At 52.4% G+C, this 13,478-nt stretch carries 10 protein-coding genes; 6 read left to right on the top strand and 4 right to left on the bottom strand.

Annotated features, from left to right (window positions below; all coding sequences use genetic code 11):
- The first annotated feature begins 1 nt into the window (after position 1).
- The 6 genes from J0A68_RS03385 to J0A68_RS03360 all read left to right on the top strand — a co-directional run bounded on the left by J0A68_RS03385 (position 2) and on the right by J0A68_RS03360 (position 7,704).
- Positions 2 to 622 carry a lipoprotein signal peptidase gene (locus tag J0A68_RS03385; RefSeq protein WP_206576774.1) on the top strand — a complete coding sequence of 207 codons (621 nt, stop codon included), beginning with the start codon at positions 2 to 4 and terminating at the stop codon, positions 620 to 622.
- Positions 623 to 823: 201 nt separating this feature from the next.
- Positions 824 to 3,760, top strand: a complete 2,937-nt coding sequence (locus tag J0A68_RS03380; protein WP_206576773.1) for a DEAD/DEAH box helicase — start codon at positions 824 to 826, stop codon at positions 3,758 to 3,760.
- 229 nt (positions 3,761 to 3,989) lie between these two features.
- Positions 3,990 to 5,339, top strand: a complete 1,350-nt coding sequence (locus J0A68_RS03375; protein WP_206576772.1) for a PhoH family protein — start codon at positions 3,990 to 3,992, stop codon at positions 5,337 to 5,339.
- A 109-nt stretch (positions 5,340 to 5,448) separates the two neighbouring features.
- Positions 5,449 to 6,360 (top strand): helix-turn-helix domain-containing protein, encoded by a 912-nt coding sequence (locus J0A68_RS03370; RefSeq protein WP_206576771.1) that lies wholly within the window; start codon positions 5,449 to 5,451, stop codon positions 6,358 to 6,360.
- Positions 6,361 to 6,443: 83 nt separating this feature from the next.
- Complete coding sequence (locus J0A68_RS03365) at positions 6,444 to 7,202, top strand: SDR family NAD(P)-dependent oxidoreductase (protein ID WP_206576770.1); 759 nt, start codon at positions 6,444 to 6,446, stop codon at positions 7,200 to 7,202.
- A 325-nt stretch (positions 7,203 to 7,527) separates the two neighbouring features.
- Positions 7,528 to 7,704, top strand: a complete 177-nt coding sequence (locus J0A68_RS03360) for a hypothetical protein (protein ID WP_206576769.1) — start codon at positions 7,528 to 7,530, stop codon at positions 7,702 to 7,704.
- A 108-nt stretch (positions 7,705 to 7,812) separates the two neighbouring features.
- On the opposite strand, the gene J0A68_RS03355 is transcribed toward J0A68_RS03360, so the two are convergent.
- The 4 genes from J0A68_RS03355 to uvrA form a co-directional block, all read right to left on the bottom strand.
- Positions 7,813 to 8,568, bottom strand: coding sequence for a LytR/AlgR family response regulator transcription factor (locus tag J0A68_RS03355; RefSeq protein WP_206576768.1), 756 nt, complete (start codon positions 8,566 to 8,568; stop codon positions 7,813 to 7,815).
- 124 nt (positions 8,569 to 8,692) lie between these two features.
- A complete protein-coding gene (locus tag J0A68_RS03350; RefSeq protein ID WP_206576767.1) occupies positions 8,693 to 9,424 on the bottom strand; it encodes a LytR/AlgR family response regulator transcription factor in 732 nt (243 codons plus the stop codon).
- 2 nt (positions 9,425 to 9,426) lie between these two features.
- On the bottom strand, positions 9,427 to 10,491 hold the full coding sequence (locus tag J0A68_RS03345; RefSeq protein WP_206576766.1) for a sensor histidine kinase: 1,065 nt from the start codon (positions 10,489 to 10,491) through the stop codon (positions 9,427 to 9,429).
- Between the two features lie 83 nt (positions 10,492 to 10,574).
- A complete protein-coding gene (gene uvrA / locus J0A68_RS03340) occupies positions 10,575 to 13,406 on the bottom strand; it encodes an excinuclease ABC subunit UvrA (RefSeq protein ID WP_206576765.1) in 2,832 nt (943 codons plus the stop codon).
- Positions 13,407 to 13,478 lie beyond the last annotated feature (72 nt).

The raw sequence follows: 13,478 nt of genomic DNA, 5'->3' as shown, positions 1-13,478 counted from the left end.
GATGAATAAATACGTGAAATATTTCGGCATCGCCCTGCTGGTGATCGCTATCGACCAAGTGGTGAAGATGCTGGTACACTTCCAGATGGATTTTGGCACGCCGGGCCAGATCCCGATCTTCGGAGACTGGTTTAAGCTCCACTACACCACCAATCCCGGGATGGCCTTTGGCATGGAGCTGGGGTCGGAGTACGGCAAGATGATCCTGACCTCCTTTCGCCTCGTGGCGATGGTCGGGATAGGATACTATCTGGCCCACATCATCGAAAAGAAAAACCATCCAGTCTACATCCTCTGCATAGCCATGATCCTGGGCGGCGCGATCGGCAACTTGGTCGACTCGATCTTCTACGGAGTGTGGCTGGACAATGCCCCCTACAACGCCCCCACGGCCTGGTTTCATGGACAGGTGGTGGACATGTTCTATTTTGATATTTGGGAAGGATATGTGCCGGAGTGGATTCCGCTTTGGGGCGGTAGCTACACCGCGCTGTGGCCTATCTTCAACGTAGCCGACGCTTCCATCTTCATCGGAGTGGCTATCATCCTGATCTTCCAAAACCGTTTTTTCCCCGACAAGAAGGAAGAACACAGTCCCGAGGAAGTGGAAACCCTCAAGTAGAAATCAAAAATAATCCAATTGAAGGTCCGAATTTTTAAATTTCGGGCCTTTTTCATGGTATTTTTTCAAAAAACGAGGCTACTTTTTCAAATCAAAGCTCATTTTGAGTAATTTTCAATTTGTATATCCATACACCAACCTTAATCCCCTGATATGTCGCAGTAGGTATTTGGCTATTGCTATATATTATAATACCCTGTTATGATAGTTCATTCTGATCAACCTTTTCAGATAGTATATTCCATTTTCAGTCATGAGTATTTGGGTTTACTGTTCGAATCTTTCGCTATTCAACTAGACGAAAAAGGCAGGCTCTCATTGGCCTATCAAAACATCAGTTCTGCCAATGCGGCGGACTTTGACGCGGGAATGAACAAGGCAGACTATGACCTGATCAAGCTCATGGACTCCATGCAGCCTGAAGTGGTCATCAAGCCTTACATGAAAAAGGGGAACATCCGACCCAAGGATTTTTTGCAGAAGGTCTTTGATTCCAAGACCACCGACAAGACGATACAGGAGCTCCTCTTCAAAAACCTGGAGATCAAGCGGGCCAAGATCCTGCCGTTGCTGATCGGCAAGCGCCTGTTTGAGATGGGCTCCGACGGCAATCCCACCTGGAAGGAGATCACCGTCAATGCCGAGCCGGCTACGGTCATTTTCCACTTCGAAAAAGGCGAATACAATACACAATACTATCCCAAGGTACGATTCCAGGGCAGCCAGCTAGACTGGCAGCACCAGGGCGGCTATCTGATCTGCAAGGATCCGGCCTGGCTGATCGTCAACCAAAACCTCTACCACTTCAAAAATGACGTGGATGGCAAAAAACTGCAGCCATTTCTCGCCAAGAGCCGCATCATGGTCGAGCGCAAGTTTGAGCTGGAATACTACCGGAAGTTTGTCGCGGCGCTGATCACGCAGTTTGACGTGGTCGCCAAGGGATTTGAAATCCACACCGAGCAGGGCAGTCCCGAGACCCTGCTTACTTTCAACGAGCTGCCGGGCGGCTCGGGCGCGGACCTCTTTGGGGGAGAAACCGAAAACCTCAACGAAGACATCATCGTCTTCCAACTCCGCTTCAAGTATGGGGATTTTGACTTTGGCATCATGGCCAAGGACAAGGAAGGCAGCGGAAACTCCTGTCGATTTGAGGAGCATGAGGGGAACTTCACCTTCTGGAAAACCGTCCGCGCCGAGCAGGTGGAAAAGAAGTTTGAGACCATCCTGAAGAAAAAACAGATGGTGTTCTCCCACGGCAAGTTTGCCCTGCCCAAGACCAAGGCCTTTGAGTGGCTGGGCAACAACGAGGACTACCTGCGGGAAAACAAGATCAAGATCGAGCAGCGCGGCAGCCTGAGCGGCAAAACCTTCCATATCGGCCGGGCACAGATCTCCATCGAGGTCAATGAAAACATCGACTGGTTTGACGTCAAAGCGCAAATCAAGTTTGGCGTTTACCTCGTGCCCTTTGCAAAAATCCGCAAGCTGATCATCCAGGGCAAAACCGAATTTGAGCTGCCCAACGGCGAGACCGCAGTGATTCCGTCCTCTTGGTTTGTCAACTACTCGGAGCTCTTCAATTTCATCGAAGAGCGCTCCACCGAAGAATTGGTGCTGCGAAAGCACCATCTGGCCTTTGCGCGCGAGCTGCAAAATGGCGAACTCATCCGACTCAACCTCAGCCTGAAGCTGGAGCGCCTGCGCAATTTCGACTCCATCGACGACTACGACTTGCCGGAAAACTTCGACGGCATCCTGCGCCCCTACCAGCACGCGGGCTACAATTGGCTCCGTTTCCTCAACGAATACCAGTTTGGCGGCTGCCTGGCTGACGACATGGGTCTGGGTAAGACCGTGCAGACTTTGGCACTCCTGGCCCACGAAAAGATGGAAAACCCGGGCTTCACCTCCTTGCTGGTCATGCCTACCTCCCTGATCTACAACTGGGAACTGGAAGCAAGAAAATTCACACCAGACCTGAAAATCCTCGTCTACTCCGGCACGCAGCGACTGAAAGATCCCTGGAAGTTTCGCGGCTACGACATCGTGCTGACCTCCTATGGGATTGTGAGGCTGGACGTGGACATCCTCAAGGACTTTTATTTCAACTACGTCATCCTGGACGAGTCCCAGGCGATCAAAAACCCGACCTCCAACATCGCCATGGCGGTAAACAAGCTGAAAAGCAAGCGCCGTCTCATCCTCACGGGCACGCCTGTGGAGAACGGCACCATGGATCTCTGGTCCCAGATGAACTTTGTCAATCCGGGACTTTTGGGCAACCAAAACCTGTTCAAAAAGCAGTACCTGCAGCCTATCGAGAAGCAAAACGACAAGGACAAGGCCAGCCGCCTCCATGCGATGATCAAGCCCTTCATCCTGCGTCGACTCAAGTCCCAGGTGGCCAAAGACCTGCCGGAAAAAGTCACCAACGTGAAGTACTCGGACATGACCGCCGAGCAGGAAAAGGTCTATGAGGAGGTAAAAAGCTATTACCGCGAGAAAATCATCGGCGAGCTGGCCGGAGGCGGACGAGGCTCCCAGCAGTTTACCCTGCTGCGCGGCCTGACGCAGCTCAGGCAAATCGCCAACCACCCCAAGCTAGTCCGCGAGGACTACCAAGACGAATCCGGCAAGCTGGAGGACATCACCTACATGCTCCAGGAGACCATCTCCGAAAACCACAAGGTGCTTGTCTTTAGCCAATTCGTGCGGCATCTGAGCATCGTCCGCGAGTACCTCGATGAGCAGGGCATCCCCTACGCCTACCTGGACGGCGCGACCAAAGACCGTCAGGCGCAAGTAGAGCGATTCCAGACGGATGAAAACGTGAAGGTCTTCCTCATCTCCCTCAAGGCGGGTGGCGTCGGGCTCAACCTCACCAAAGCGGAGTATGTCTTTCTCCTCGATCCCTGGTGGAATCCCGCCGTCGAGGCGCAAGCCATCGACCGGGCACACCGCATCGGACAGGAAAACAAGGTCATCATCTACAAATTCATCACCCGCGGATCTGTGGAGGAAAAGATCATGGCCCTGCAGGATCGGAAGCTGGCCCTCGCCGGCGAGCTCATCAGCAACGAGGAAAGCTTCATGAAGAGCCTGGACAACGACGACATCCGGGCGCTTCTGGATTAAGGTAAAAAAGTGCTAAGGTGGCAAGGTGGTAAAGTCGAGATCAATCGTGAATCACTTTGCCACATTGCAACCTTCACACTTTCCAACTTGTCATTTTTATCCTTATGATTGTCAACGGACTACCGGCTACTTGACAATTCTTAACCATAATTTTTCCCGGCATAGTGGCTTTTCACGGAGATAATTCTTTAAATTATTTCAACACATTACCACTACAATTTTCCTGCGCATGCCTAGAGCCAAGTCCGATAAAGATCGGAAAATCTTTGTGCTGGATACTTCCGTGATCCTGTACGCACACAACTCCATCATGAATTTTGCCGAGCACGACGTGGTGATCCCCATTACGGTGCTGGAGGAACTGGACCAGTTCAAAAAGGGCAATGACACCAAAAACTTCGAGGCGCGTGAGTTTATCCGATTGCTAGACAAGCTCTCCGCCGACCACATGATCCACGAGTGGACCCCGCTCAACGGGAAGACCAAGGGCAACTTCAAGGTGATGATGCACCATCCCAAAAACGAGCGCAACGCCGTGGAGATCTTTGGCGAGGACAAAAACGACAACAAAATCCTCAATGTCGCCGTCCACCTCATGGAAACCGAGAAGACCCGCCGGGTCATCCTCGTATCCAAGGACATCAACCTGCGCCTCAAGGCCAAATCCCTCAACGTGAACGCTGAGGACTATGAGACCGGTAAAATCAAAAACATCACCGAGCTCGAAAACACGGGCAAATACGTGATGGACGAGGTGGATCCCGAGGCGATCAACAAGCTCTATGAGCAGGGCTACATCGAGGCCAAAACTGTCTTGGGTACCAGAAAGCGAAAGTCAAACGCCTACTACATCCTCAAAAGCGAGAAAAACTCCGTCTTGGCCTTCTACAACTCGGAGGAAAACGTCCTGGAAAGAGTGGATAAGCGCCTAGCTTACAACATCAAACCGAAAAACGCCGAGCAGACTTTTGCACTGCACGCGATCACCAACCCCGCCATCAAGCTGGTATCCATACAGGGTGTGGCAGGCACGGGCAAAACCCTGCTTGCACTCGCAGGAGCACTGGAGCAAAGACGGGAGTACAAGCAGATCTTCCTTGCCCGGCCGATCGTGCCCCTGTCCAACAAGGACATCGGCTACCTGCCCGGCGACATCAAGTCCAAGCTAAATCCCTACATGGAGCCGCTTTGGGACAACCTGAAGTTTATCCAAAACCAATACAAGGAGACCGACAAGGAGTTCCAAAAGATCACCGAGCTGGTCAACCAGGAAAAACTGGTCATCCAGCCCCTGGCCTACATTCGGGGCAGGTCGCTTTCCAACATCTTCTTCATCGTGGACGAGGCGCAAAACCTTACGCCACACGAGATCAAGACCATCATCTCCCGGGCCGGCGAAAACACCAAGATCATCTTCACCGGGGACGTCTTCCAAATCGATACGCCCTACCTGGACTCCCAGTCCAACGGCCTGTCCTATCTGATCGACCGGGTCAAAGACCACCCGCTCTATGCCCACATCAAGCTGGAGAAAGGCGAAAGATCCGAGCTGGCCAACCTGGCAAACGAACTGCTCTGACACGCCATCCCGTAAAGAAAAAGCTGCCCGATTGGGCAGCTTTTTTTATGCCGGGGAATCTATCTGGAGCATTGGCTGTTTTTGAACTTTGAATTTTACAACTGGAAAGATGCGAGATCTGAGCGAGTTCTACAGGGAGATCAACCAAGAGCCACCCACAGCGCTGCAAAAGAACGTGGGCCATTTCAATATTTTTGACGTGAGCGAGCTCTATCGGCAGGCCAAAGGCAAACCTCCCATGTCCTACAATCGGCGGACTTACCATAAAATCAGCCTGATCCACGGAAAAAACAAAGTGGAATACGCCGATGAGGTAATCGAGGTGCAGGAATACGCTTTGCTTTTCTCCACCCCCAGAGTGCCCTACCACTACCTTCCGCAAGACTTGGATCAGGAAGGTTTTTTCTGTGTATTTACCGACAGCTTTCTCCCCAGAAACGGCGATGGAAGTGGCTTTGACGAGCTCCCTCTCTTTCACTCTGACTTCCATCCGGTGTTTTTGCTGGACGGAAAGCAGTATGGGCAGCTGCGCGCGCACTTTGAAAAAATGAACGCCGAGCTCAACTCGGACTACCCTTTCAAATACGATCTGATCAAAAACTACGTCATGGAGCTGATCCATTTTGGACAAAAACTCCAGCCTGTCCCGAGCCAGCACAGCCCACAAAATGCCTCCAAGAGGATCACCGCGCTGTTTTTGGAGTTGCTGGAAAGGCAGTTTACGCTGGAGAGTCCCGAGCAGAAGATCCGGCTACGCTCGCCCAGGGACTTTGCGGATAGACTCTCTCTGCATGTCAACTACCTGAACAAGGCCCTAAAAGAGTCCACCGAGCTGACCACCTCCTCGATTATCAACGGGAGGATCGCCAAGGAGGCACAGTACCTGCTCAAGGAGACGCCTTGGAACATCTCGGAGATCTCCGCCAGCTTGGGCTTCGAGGAGACCGCCCACTTTTCCAATTTTTTCAAAAAACACACGGGCTCTTCGCCTCTCCAATACCGCAGCCGAGTCCTGATTTGATTTTCGCAAAAATTGGATTGATCCCCGCAAACAGCCATGCCTCGGAAAACCCCAGTTTTGTACCGATCAAAAGACAAGCTACTATGAAAAAGAAAATTGCGCTGGTGACGGGCGGAAGCCGAGGCCTGGGAAAAGACATGACTTTGAGATTGGCTGAAAAAGGACTCGATGTGATCCTTACCTATCAAAGCAACCAAGGCTTGGCCGACGCTACCGTACAAGAAATCGAGGCACTTGGAGGAAAGGCCCGAGCGATTCCGCTGGACCTAAGCCATCTGAGCGGATTGGATGAATTTGCAAAAAGACTACAAACGGTGCTCGCGGCGGAATTTGACGCTTCCGGGATTGACTTCCTCATACACAATGCGGGAATGGGCGGCACGATTCCCTTCGAGCAGGCGACGGAAGAGCAGTTTGACCTCTTTATGAATGCCCACTATAAAGGTGTGTTCTTCCTTACCCAAAAGCTCCTTCCAAGCCTCAACAACGACGGAGGGATAGTCACCATCTCAAGCGGCACCACCCGCTTCGTCAACCCCGGCTATTCCATCTACGCCTCCATGAAAGGAGCCATCGAAACGCTCACCAAGTACCTGGCCAAGGAGCTCGGCTCCCGGGGCATCCGGGCAAACGTGGTCGCACCAGGCCCGATCGAGACCGACTTCAACAATGCCGCTATCCGAAGCAATCCCCAGCTCAAAGAAAGGCTCAGCAGCCTCTCTCCTCTCGGCAGGGTCGGCAACGCCGAGGATATAGGAGGGGTAGTCGCCTTCCTCTGCAGCGAAGACGCCAGATGGATCAGCGGTCAGAGGATCGAAGTCAGCGGCGGAATCAACATCTGACAGCCCCGACAAAAAATAAGCTGCCCCATGGCAGCTTATTCTCATTTTGGACAGATCGTCCCCGATGAAGACAATTTTTTGGTCAAATCATACAATGGCCAGATACCGAATTTTGTTCGGTTTTTTGTCCGTACTTGGCGAAACAGTGTACGCAGGCGAACAGGCCAAAAACCCCAAAAGGCCAAATGCAGCCAAACAAGCCATTTTTTAAAGTTTGGTCGCCTTTTGGCATTAAGGCTATCACGAAAACAAACCAACATTATTTACTGCCATGACTACTGCAATCTTTTCTCAAAAAAACGTCTGTGCGGCCCTGGGATTTGCAATGGCAATCACCATCGTCGTCAAAGCCAAGGTTGAAACCAACCTCGAAAGACAAACTGCCCGATTTGAAACAACTAAACCAACTACACAAATCGGATTGGAAACTGACAAAAACCCTGAACTCCATCAGGTCAGCATCTACAAAATCGAAAAATCCCGATCACTCGGGATTTCCTGAAAAACATACTCGTAAGGGTTAATTTGGTTGATTGTTTGGTTAATCTAAAGAGGCGGGTTTTGCCCGCCTTTTTGTTTGCCCTCTGTCGAAAAACCCTCCAGGGGTCTATTAACTTTCAGTGATGGTATTGAGCTTGGCCAGGAAGCTGTTGTAGTACTGGCGACCGACCTGGATCACGCTGTTTTGCTTGAGCGTGATCTCTTTGGTATTGAAGCTCTCGATCTGCCCCAGGTGTACGATGTAGGATTTCTGCACGCGTAGGAAGAGGTGGGACGGCAGGATGTCCTCGATCTCCTTCATGGATTTCCGTATGCTGTAGTCCCTGTTTTTGGTGAAAATGGTGACCATGTTGCCATTGGCCTCCACGTAGTAGATGTCGTCGTACTGCACGCGCTCAAAGGCATTGTCGGCCTTGATGAAGACAGCGTCATTGACCAGAAATGGACTCTCGTTGCCAGACTTGACCACTGCGGCCTCTGGAGCGGGCTTTGTACGCTTGTTGTAGAGCACGATCTCTACGATCGCATGGATATCGTTGGTATTGAAAGGCTTCACGATAAAACCCGCGGGGGCGATACGCTTGGCCCGCTCGATGATGGTCGGGTCACTGTAGGAAGTGACGAAGACCAAAGGGGCGTCCACCATCTGCTTTACAATCTCCCCGAGCTCGATTCCGTCCTTGTCGCCCTTCAGCTTGATATCCATGAATATCAAGTCCGGTCTGTATTTTTTGATGACCTTGATGCACTGGTTGGCCGAATTGGCGATGTCGATATTCACATAGCCCAAGAGTTCAAGTATCTCCTGGATGTTCTCGGCGATACTCAAGTCGTCTTCGACTATCAGGATACGTTCTTCTTTCATAACGGGAGCGATTGAGTGGTTTTAAGTGTGAAAAATCTTCTTTTGATGTACTCTTACCAAATAAGTCCCCTAATGTCAAATTTTTCTTCCGGAAATCAAATGCTTTTTTTTGCCTATGAAAAAATCAAAGGCTCATCATCTCCTTGAATCTGGCAGCCTGTCTGCGGCTGACCTCGATACGATCGCCGCCTTTGAGCGTCACGACCAGGCCGCCGTTAAACCAAGGCTCGATGGCCTCCACCCAGCCTAGGTTGATGATGTGCTTGCGGCTGGCGCGAAAGAACGACTTCTCGTCCAAGCGCTCGTCCAAGGCATTCAGCGACTTGTGGATCATGGGCTTGAAGTTGTCAAAATACACCTTGATGTAGTTGCCGTCGGACTCAAAAAGACGCACATTGGACAGTCTCACAAACCAGCATCTGTCGCCGTCCTTCACAAACACCTGGTCTTCCAAGGTCAGCTTCTTTTGGTTGGAGGCGTGCTCTTCCTCTTTTTTGGACACCTCGTCGATCTTGCCCAGCAGCTTGTTGATGGAGTCTTCCAGCCTCTTGGGCTCGATGGGCTTCAGCAGGTAGTCGAGGGCATTCACTTGGAATGCCTTGAGTGCGTATTCGTCGTAGGCGGTGGTAAAAATGACATGGGGCACGTGGTCCAGCTCCTCCAGCAGGTCAAAGCCTGTCTTTTCCGGCATCTGGATGTCGAGGAAAATCACATCGGGCTGAAGTTGGTCTATTTTCTCTTTTGCATCATCCACATTGACTGCCTCTCCAACGACCTCCACCGTCTCCAATTGATTGAGAAGGTTGATCAGTTCCTTGCGTGCAAGCCTTTCGTCATCTATTACAATGGCTCTCATATTTATTGGGTTTGATATTCTAAAGTAACTCTTTGTTTCGGAATTTTGATTTCGGTGATTACGAATTGGCTTCCCGAGTTGAAAATCCGGAAGCTGGCCTGGTCTCCGTAGAGCAGCTTGAGGCGCTGCCGGGTGTTTTCCAAACCATGCCCCCCGTCTTCCTTGCGGCTTTTGGAGGAGTTGGGATTGAGGTAGCCGCTGTTTTTCACCTGGATATACAGTTCGTTTTCCAGCCCCTCGCGGCATTTGATCTCGATGAGGCCTCCTTTGACCAGATTGGAGATCCCATGCTTGATGGCATTCTCCACGATAGTCTGCAGCATCATTGGGGGGATTTTGTAGCTAAACGACTCGTCCTCTATCTGGTACACCACCTCCAGCCGCTCCTCAAAACGGATCGACTCCAAGGCGAGGTAGTCCTTCACCGTGGCTAGCTCGTCGGCAAAGTCGATGACCTGCTTTTTGTCCATCATCAGCGAAAAGCGCAGCATGTTGGATATGCGGGTGATGGCGGACTTGGCCTTGTCTGGGTCTTCGTCCACCAGCGCGCGGACGGAGTTGAGCGCGTTGAAGATGAAGTGTGGGTTCAGCTGGCTTTTGAGGTGGTTGAGTCGGATCTCGTTGATCTTGGCCTCATACCGGAGGCTGCTGTTGTAGTTGTCCAGGAAATGGAAAAGAAAATACAGCAGAAACCAAAAGGCGTAGTAGAGGAAGCTGACGAACAGGTTGACCGTGATGACCAGCGAGCGAAAGTCCTCCTCGGGCTTCAGGGTGCCAAATGCCAGGTTGATCAGGATCTGCGCCAGCACGTTGGCCACAGCCAGCGCCAGCAGCGCGAGAATCGTCTGGATCAAAAGCCTGAAAATCCCCAGCCTAAACCAGCCGTAAGCCTTGACCACATGGCGAAGCGCATGGGTAGAGAGGAGGTAAAACGCCGCCAGCACCACAAAGGCCCAGAGCTGCACAGCCGTGATTCCGCGGGAGAGGGAGGCAAAAAAGATGTTGACAAAGGCGAAACTCCCCCATCCCAAAATTTGCAAAATCCAATAAAGCCTAACTCTGTTCATAACCGACCCAAAGTTAGCCACAGTCGAGGAATGCGGACTTTTATTTTGATGGAAGGGCGATGCGCTTGATTTTCGTATCAATTTCAGGAGTTTAGCTCGGCCTTCAGGAATCGTCCCGTATGGCTTTTGGGATGCGCCGCTACCTCCTCAGGCGTACCTTGGACGACGATGGTTCCCCCTTTGTTTCCGCCTTCGGGCCCGAGGTCTATCACCCGATCGGCGACTTTGATCACGTCCAGGTTGTGCTCGATGATCAGCACGGTATTCCCCTTGTCCACCAGCTTTTGCAATACGCCCATCAGCAAGTCTATGTCTTGGAAATGGAGGCCCGTAGTCGGCTCGTCGAGGATGTAGAAGGTCTTGCCGGTGTCTTTTTTGGACAGCTCCGTGGCCAGCTTCACCCGCTGTGCCTCGCCGCCAGAGAGGGTAGTCGCGTGCTGTCCCAGGGTGATGTAGCCCAGGCCAACCTCGTTGAGGGTTTTGATTTTCCGGAGGATCTTTGGCTGAAACTCAAAGAACTCCACCGCCTGCTCCACGGTCATGTCCAGTACGTCGGAGATGGATTTCCCTTTGAACCGTACTTCCAACGTCTCCCTGTTGTAGCGCTTGCCCTTGCAGGTCTCGCAGGGGATGTGCACATCGGGAAGAAAGTCCATCTCGATCAGCTTCATGCCCGCACCCTCGCAGTCTTCACAGCGACCGCCTTTGACGTTGAAAGAGAAGCGGCCGGGCTTGTATCCCCGGATTTTTGCTTCCGGCAGCTCGGTGAAGAGCGTGCGGATGTCGGAGAACACGCCCGTATAGGTTGCCGGATTGGACCGCGGCGTACGCCCGATGGGCGACTGATCCACTTCGATCACCTTGTCCAGCTCCTTGAGTCCATCGATGCTTTCGAAAGGCATCGGCTCCTTTTTGGAGTTGTAAAATTCCCGGTTCAAAATCGGATACAGCGTCTCGTGGATCAGCGTACTTTTTCCGCTTCCAGACACGCCCGTGATCAGGATCAAGGTACCCAAAGGCAGCTCCAGAGTCACGTTTTTGAGGTTGTTGCCCGTCGCGCCCTTTAGAATCAGGCTCTTGCCTTTCCCTTTTCTCCGCTCGGCGGGAATCGGCAGGCCGATCTTTCCGCTCAGGTACTTTGCCGTCACCGAGCCATTGTTGAAGATTTCTTGGGGCTTGCCAGCCGCCACGACCTGTCCGCCATGCCTTCCGGCCCCCGGCCCCATGTCCAAGACAAAGTCCGAGGCCAGCATCATGTCCTTGTCATGCTCCACTACCAGCACCGAGTTGCCAAGGTCGCGGAGACTCTGGAGCGCCTTGATGAGCTTTTCGTTGTCGCGCTGGTGCAGCCCGATGCTCGGCTCGTCGAGGATGTAAAGCACGCCCACGAGCTGTGTACCAATTTGTGTTGCCAAACGGATTCGCTGGGCTTCCCCTCCGGAAAGCGTCCGCAGCGGTCTGTTGAGCGAAAGGTAGTCCAGCCCGATGTCCACGAGGAAGCCAATCCGCTTGCGGATTTCTTTCAGGACTTCCGCTCCGATGATATTCTGCTTTTCGGTGATGCGCTCTTCCAAGCCTTCAAACCAATCGGATAGACTTCTGATGTCCATCACGGCCAGCTCGCCGATGTGCCGCTCGGCAATCTTGAAGTGCAAGGCCTCCTTTTTCAATCTGTAGCCCTCGCAGTCCGGACAGGTCTGCGTGACCGTAAACTCGCTCACCCAGTCCTGGATCTTGTCGGAGGAGCCCTCTTGGTATTTTTGGAGGAAATTGACGATTCCCTCAAAGGTCGTATTCCACTGTGTGCCGGGGTATTTCACCGAGTCCACGGCCACTTCGATTTTGTCCCCAAAGAGCAAAACCTCCACCACCTCTTCCGGCAGATCCTTGATCGGGGTGCTGATGCTGCATTTGTAGTGCTTGAGGATGGCTTGGATTTTTTTGAAAATCCAGATGTCGCGATATTCTCCCAGCGGGGCGATCCCCCCTCGGGTGATGCTCAGACTCGGATCGGGAATGATGCTTTCCCGGGTAATCTCCTCCGTGATGCCCAAGCCATTGCAAGTCGGGCAAGCGCCATAGGGGGAATTGAAGGAGAAGAGATTCGGGGCAGGCTCGTCGTAGGAAAGGCCTGTCTCCGGATCCATCAGGTACTTGGAGAAGTGGTGGATTTCGCCGCTTTCCTCCCGCACCATGATCACGCCCTTGCCGTGCTGGAGGCCAGACTTGAGGGATTGCGTGATGCGGAAGCGGTCCGACTCGTCCGCCACGATGCGGTCGATTACGATCTCGATGTCGTGGATCTTGTATCGGTCGAGCTGCATCTTGGGCACGATCTCCATGACCACATTGTCCACGCGGACTTTGGAAAAGCCCATCTTGCGGATCTGCTCAAAGAGCTCCCGGTAGTGTCCTTTTCTCCCCCGCACCACCGGAGCGAGGAGGTAGAGTTTTTTGTCCTGAAATCTAGAAAACAGCTGCTCGATGATCTGGTCCTCCGTCTGTCGGATCATCTTGTTGCCCGTCAGATAGGAATAGGCCTCTCCGGCGCGGGCATAGAGCAGACGCATGAAATCGTAGATCTCCGTCACCGTGCCGACCGTGGATCGGGGGTTTTTGGAAGTGGTCTTTTGCTCGATGGCGATCACCGGCGAGAGCCCGTTGATCTTGTCCACATCGGGACGCTCCATGCCGCCGAGGAAGGACCTCGCATAGGCCGAAAAGCTCTCCATGTAGCGGCGCTGCCCCTCGGCATAGATGGTGTCAAAGGCAAGGGAACTCTTGCCGCTGCCCGAAAGTCCCGTCACCACCACCAGCTGGTTGCGTGGGATCTTGATGTCCAGATTCTTCAGGTTGTGCTCTCTGGCACCAAAAATTTCAATAAATTCTTCCTGTGAAGCAGGGGATTGACTCATCGGAGGGGGAATTTGACTAAGCAGCGAAGGTACAATATTTTAAGCGGAAGGGTAAGCCAATCGCAAAGATTA

The sequence above is a fragment of the Algoriphagus oliviformis genome (genome assembly GCF_017254915.1).
In the GTDB taxonomy this organism is placed as follows: Bacteria; Bacteroidota; Bacteroidia; order Cytophagales; family Cyclobacteriaceae; genus Algoriphagus; species Algoriphagus oliviformis.
This window is presented reverse-complemented; position numbering and strand designations above follow the sequence as displayed.

Bases quoted from the DNA above. Each gene is read 5' to 3' on its own strand.
- J0A68_RS03370 (WP_206576771.1), top strand. From the start codon at position 5,449: ATGCGAGATCTGAGCGAGTTCTACAGGGAGATCAACCAAGAGCCACCC.
- J0A68_RS03380 (WP_206576773.1), top strand. From the start codon at position 824: ATGATAGTTCATTCTGATCAACCTTTTCAGATAGTATATTCCATTTTC.
- J0A68_RS03345 (WP_206576766.1), bottom strand. From the start codon at position 10,491: ATGAACAGAGTTAGGCTTTATTGGATTTTGCAAATTTTGGGATGGGGG.
- J0A68_RS03375 (WP_206576772.1), top strand. From the start codon at position 3,990: ATGCCTAGAGCCAAGTCCGATAAAGATCGGAAAATCTTTGTGCTGGAT.
- J0A68_RS03385 (WP_206576774.1), top strand. From the start codon at position 2: ATGAATAAATACGTGAAATATTTCGGCATCGCCCTGCTGGTGATCGCT.
- J0A68_RS03350 (WP_206576767.1), bottom strand. From the start codon at position 9,424: ATGAGAGCCATTGTAATAGATGACGAAAGGCTTGCACGCAAGGAACTG.
- J0A68_RS03355 (WP_206576768.1), bottom strand. From the start codon at position 8,568: ATGAAAGAAGAACGTATCCTGATAGTCGAAGACGACTTGAGTATCGCC.
- J0A68_RS03360 (WP_206576769.1), top strand. From the start codon at position 7,528: ATGGCAATCACCATCGTCGTCAAAGCCAAGGTTGAAACCAACCTCGAA.
- uvrA (WP_206576765.1), bottom strand. From the start codon at position 13,406: ATGAGTCAATCCCCTGCTTCACAGGAAGAATTTATTGAAATTTTTGGT.
- J0A68_RS03365 (WP_206576770.1), top strand. From the start codon at position 6,444: ATGAAAAAGAAAATTGCGCTGGTGACGGGCGGAAGCCGAGGCCTGGGA.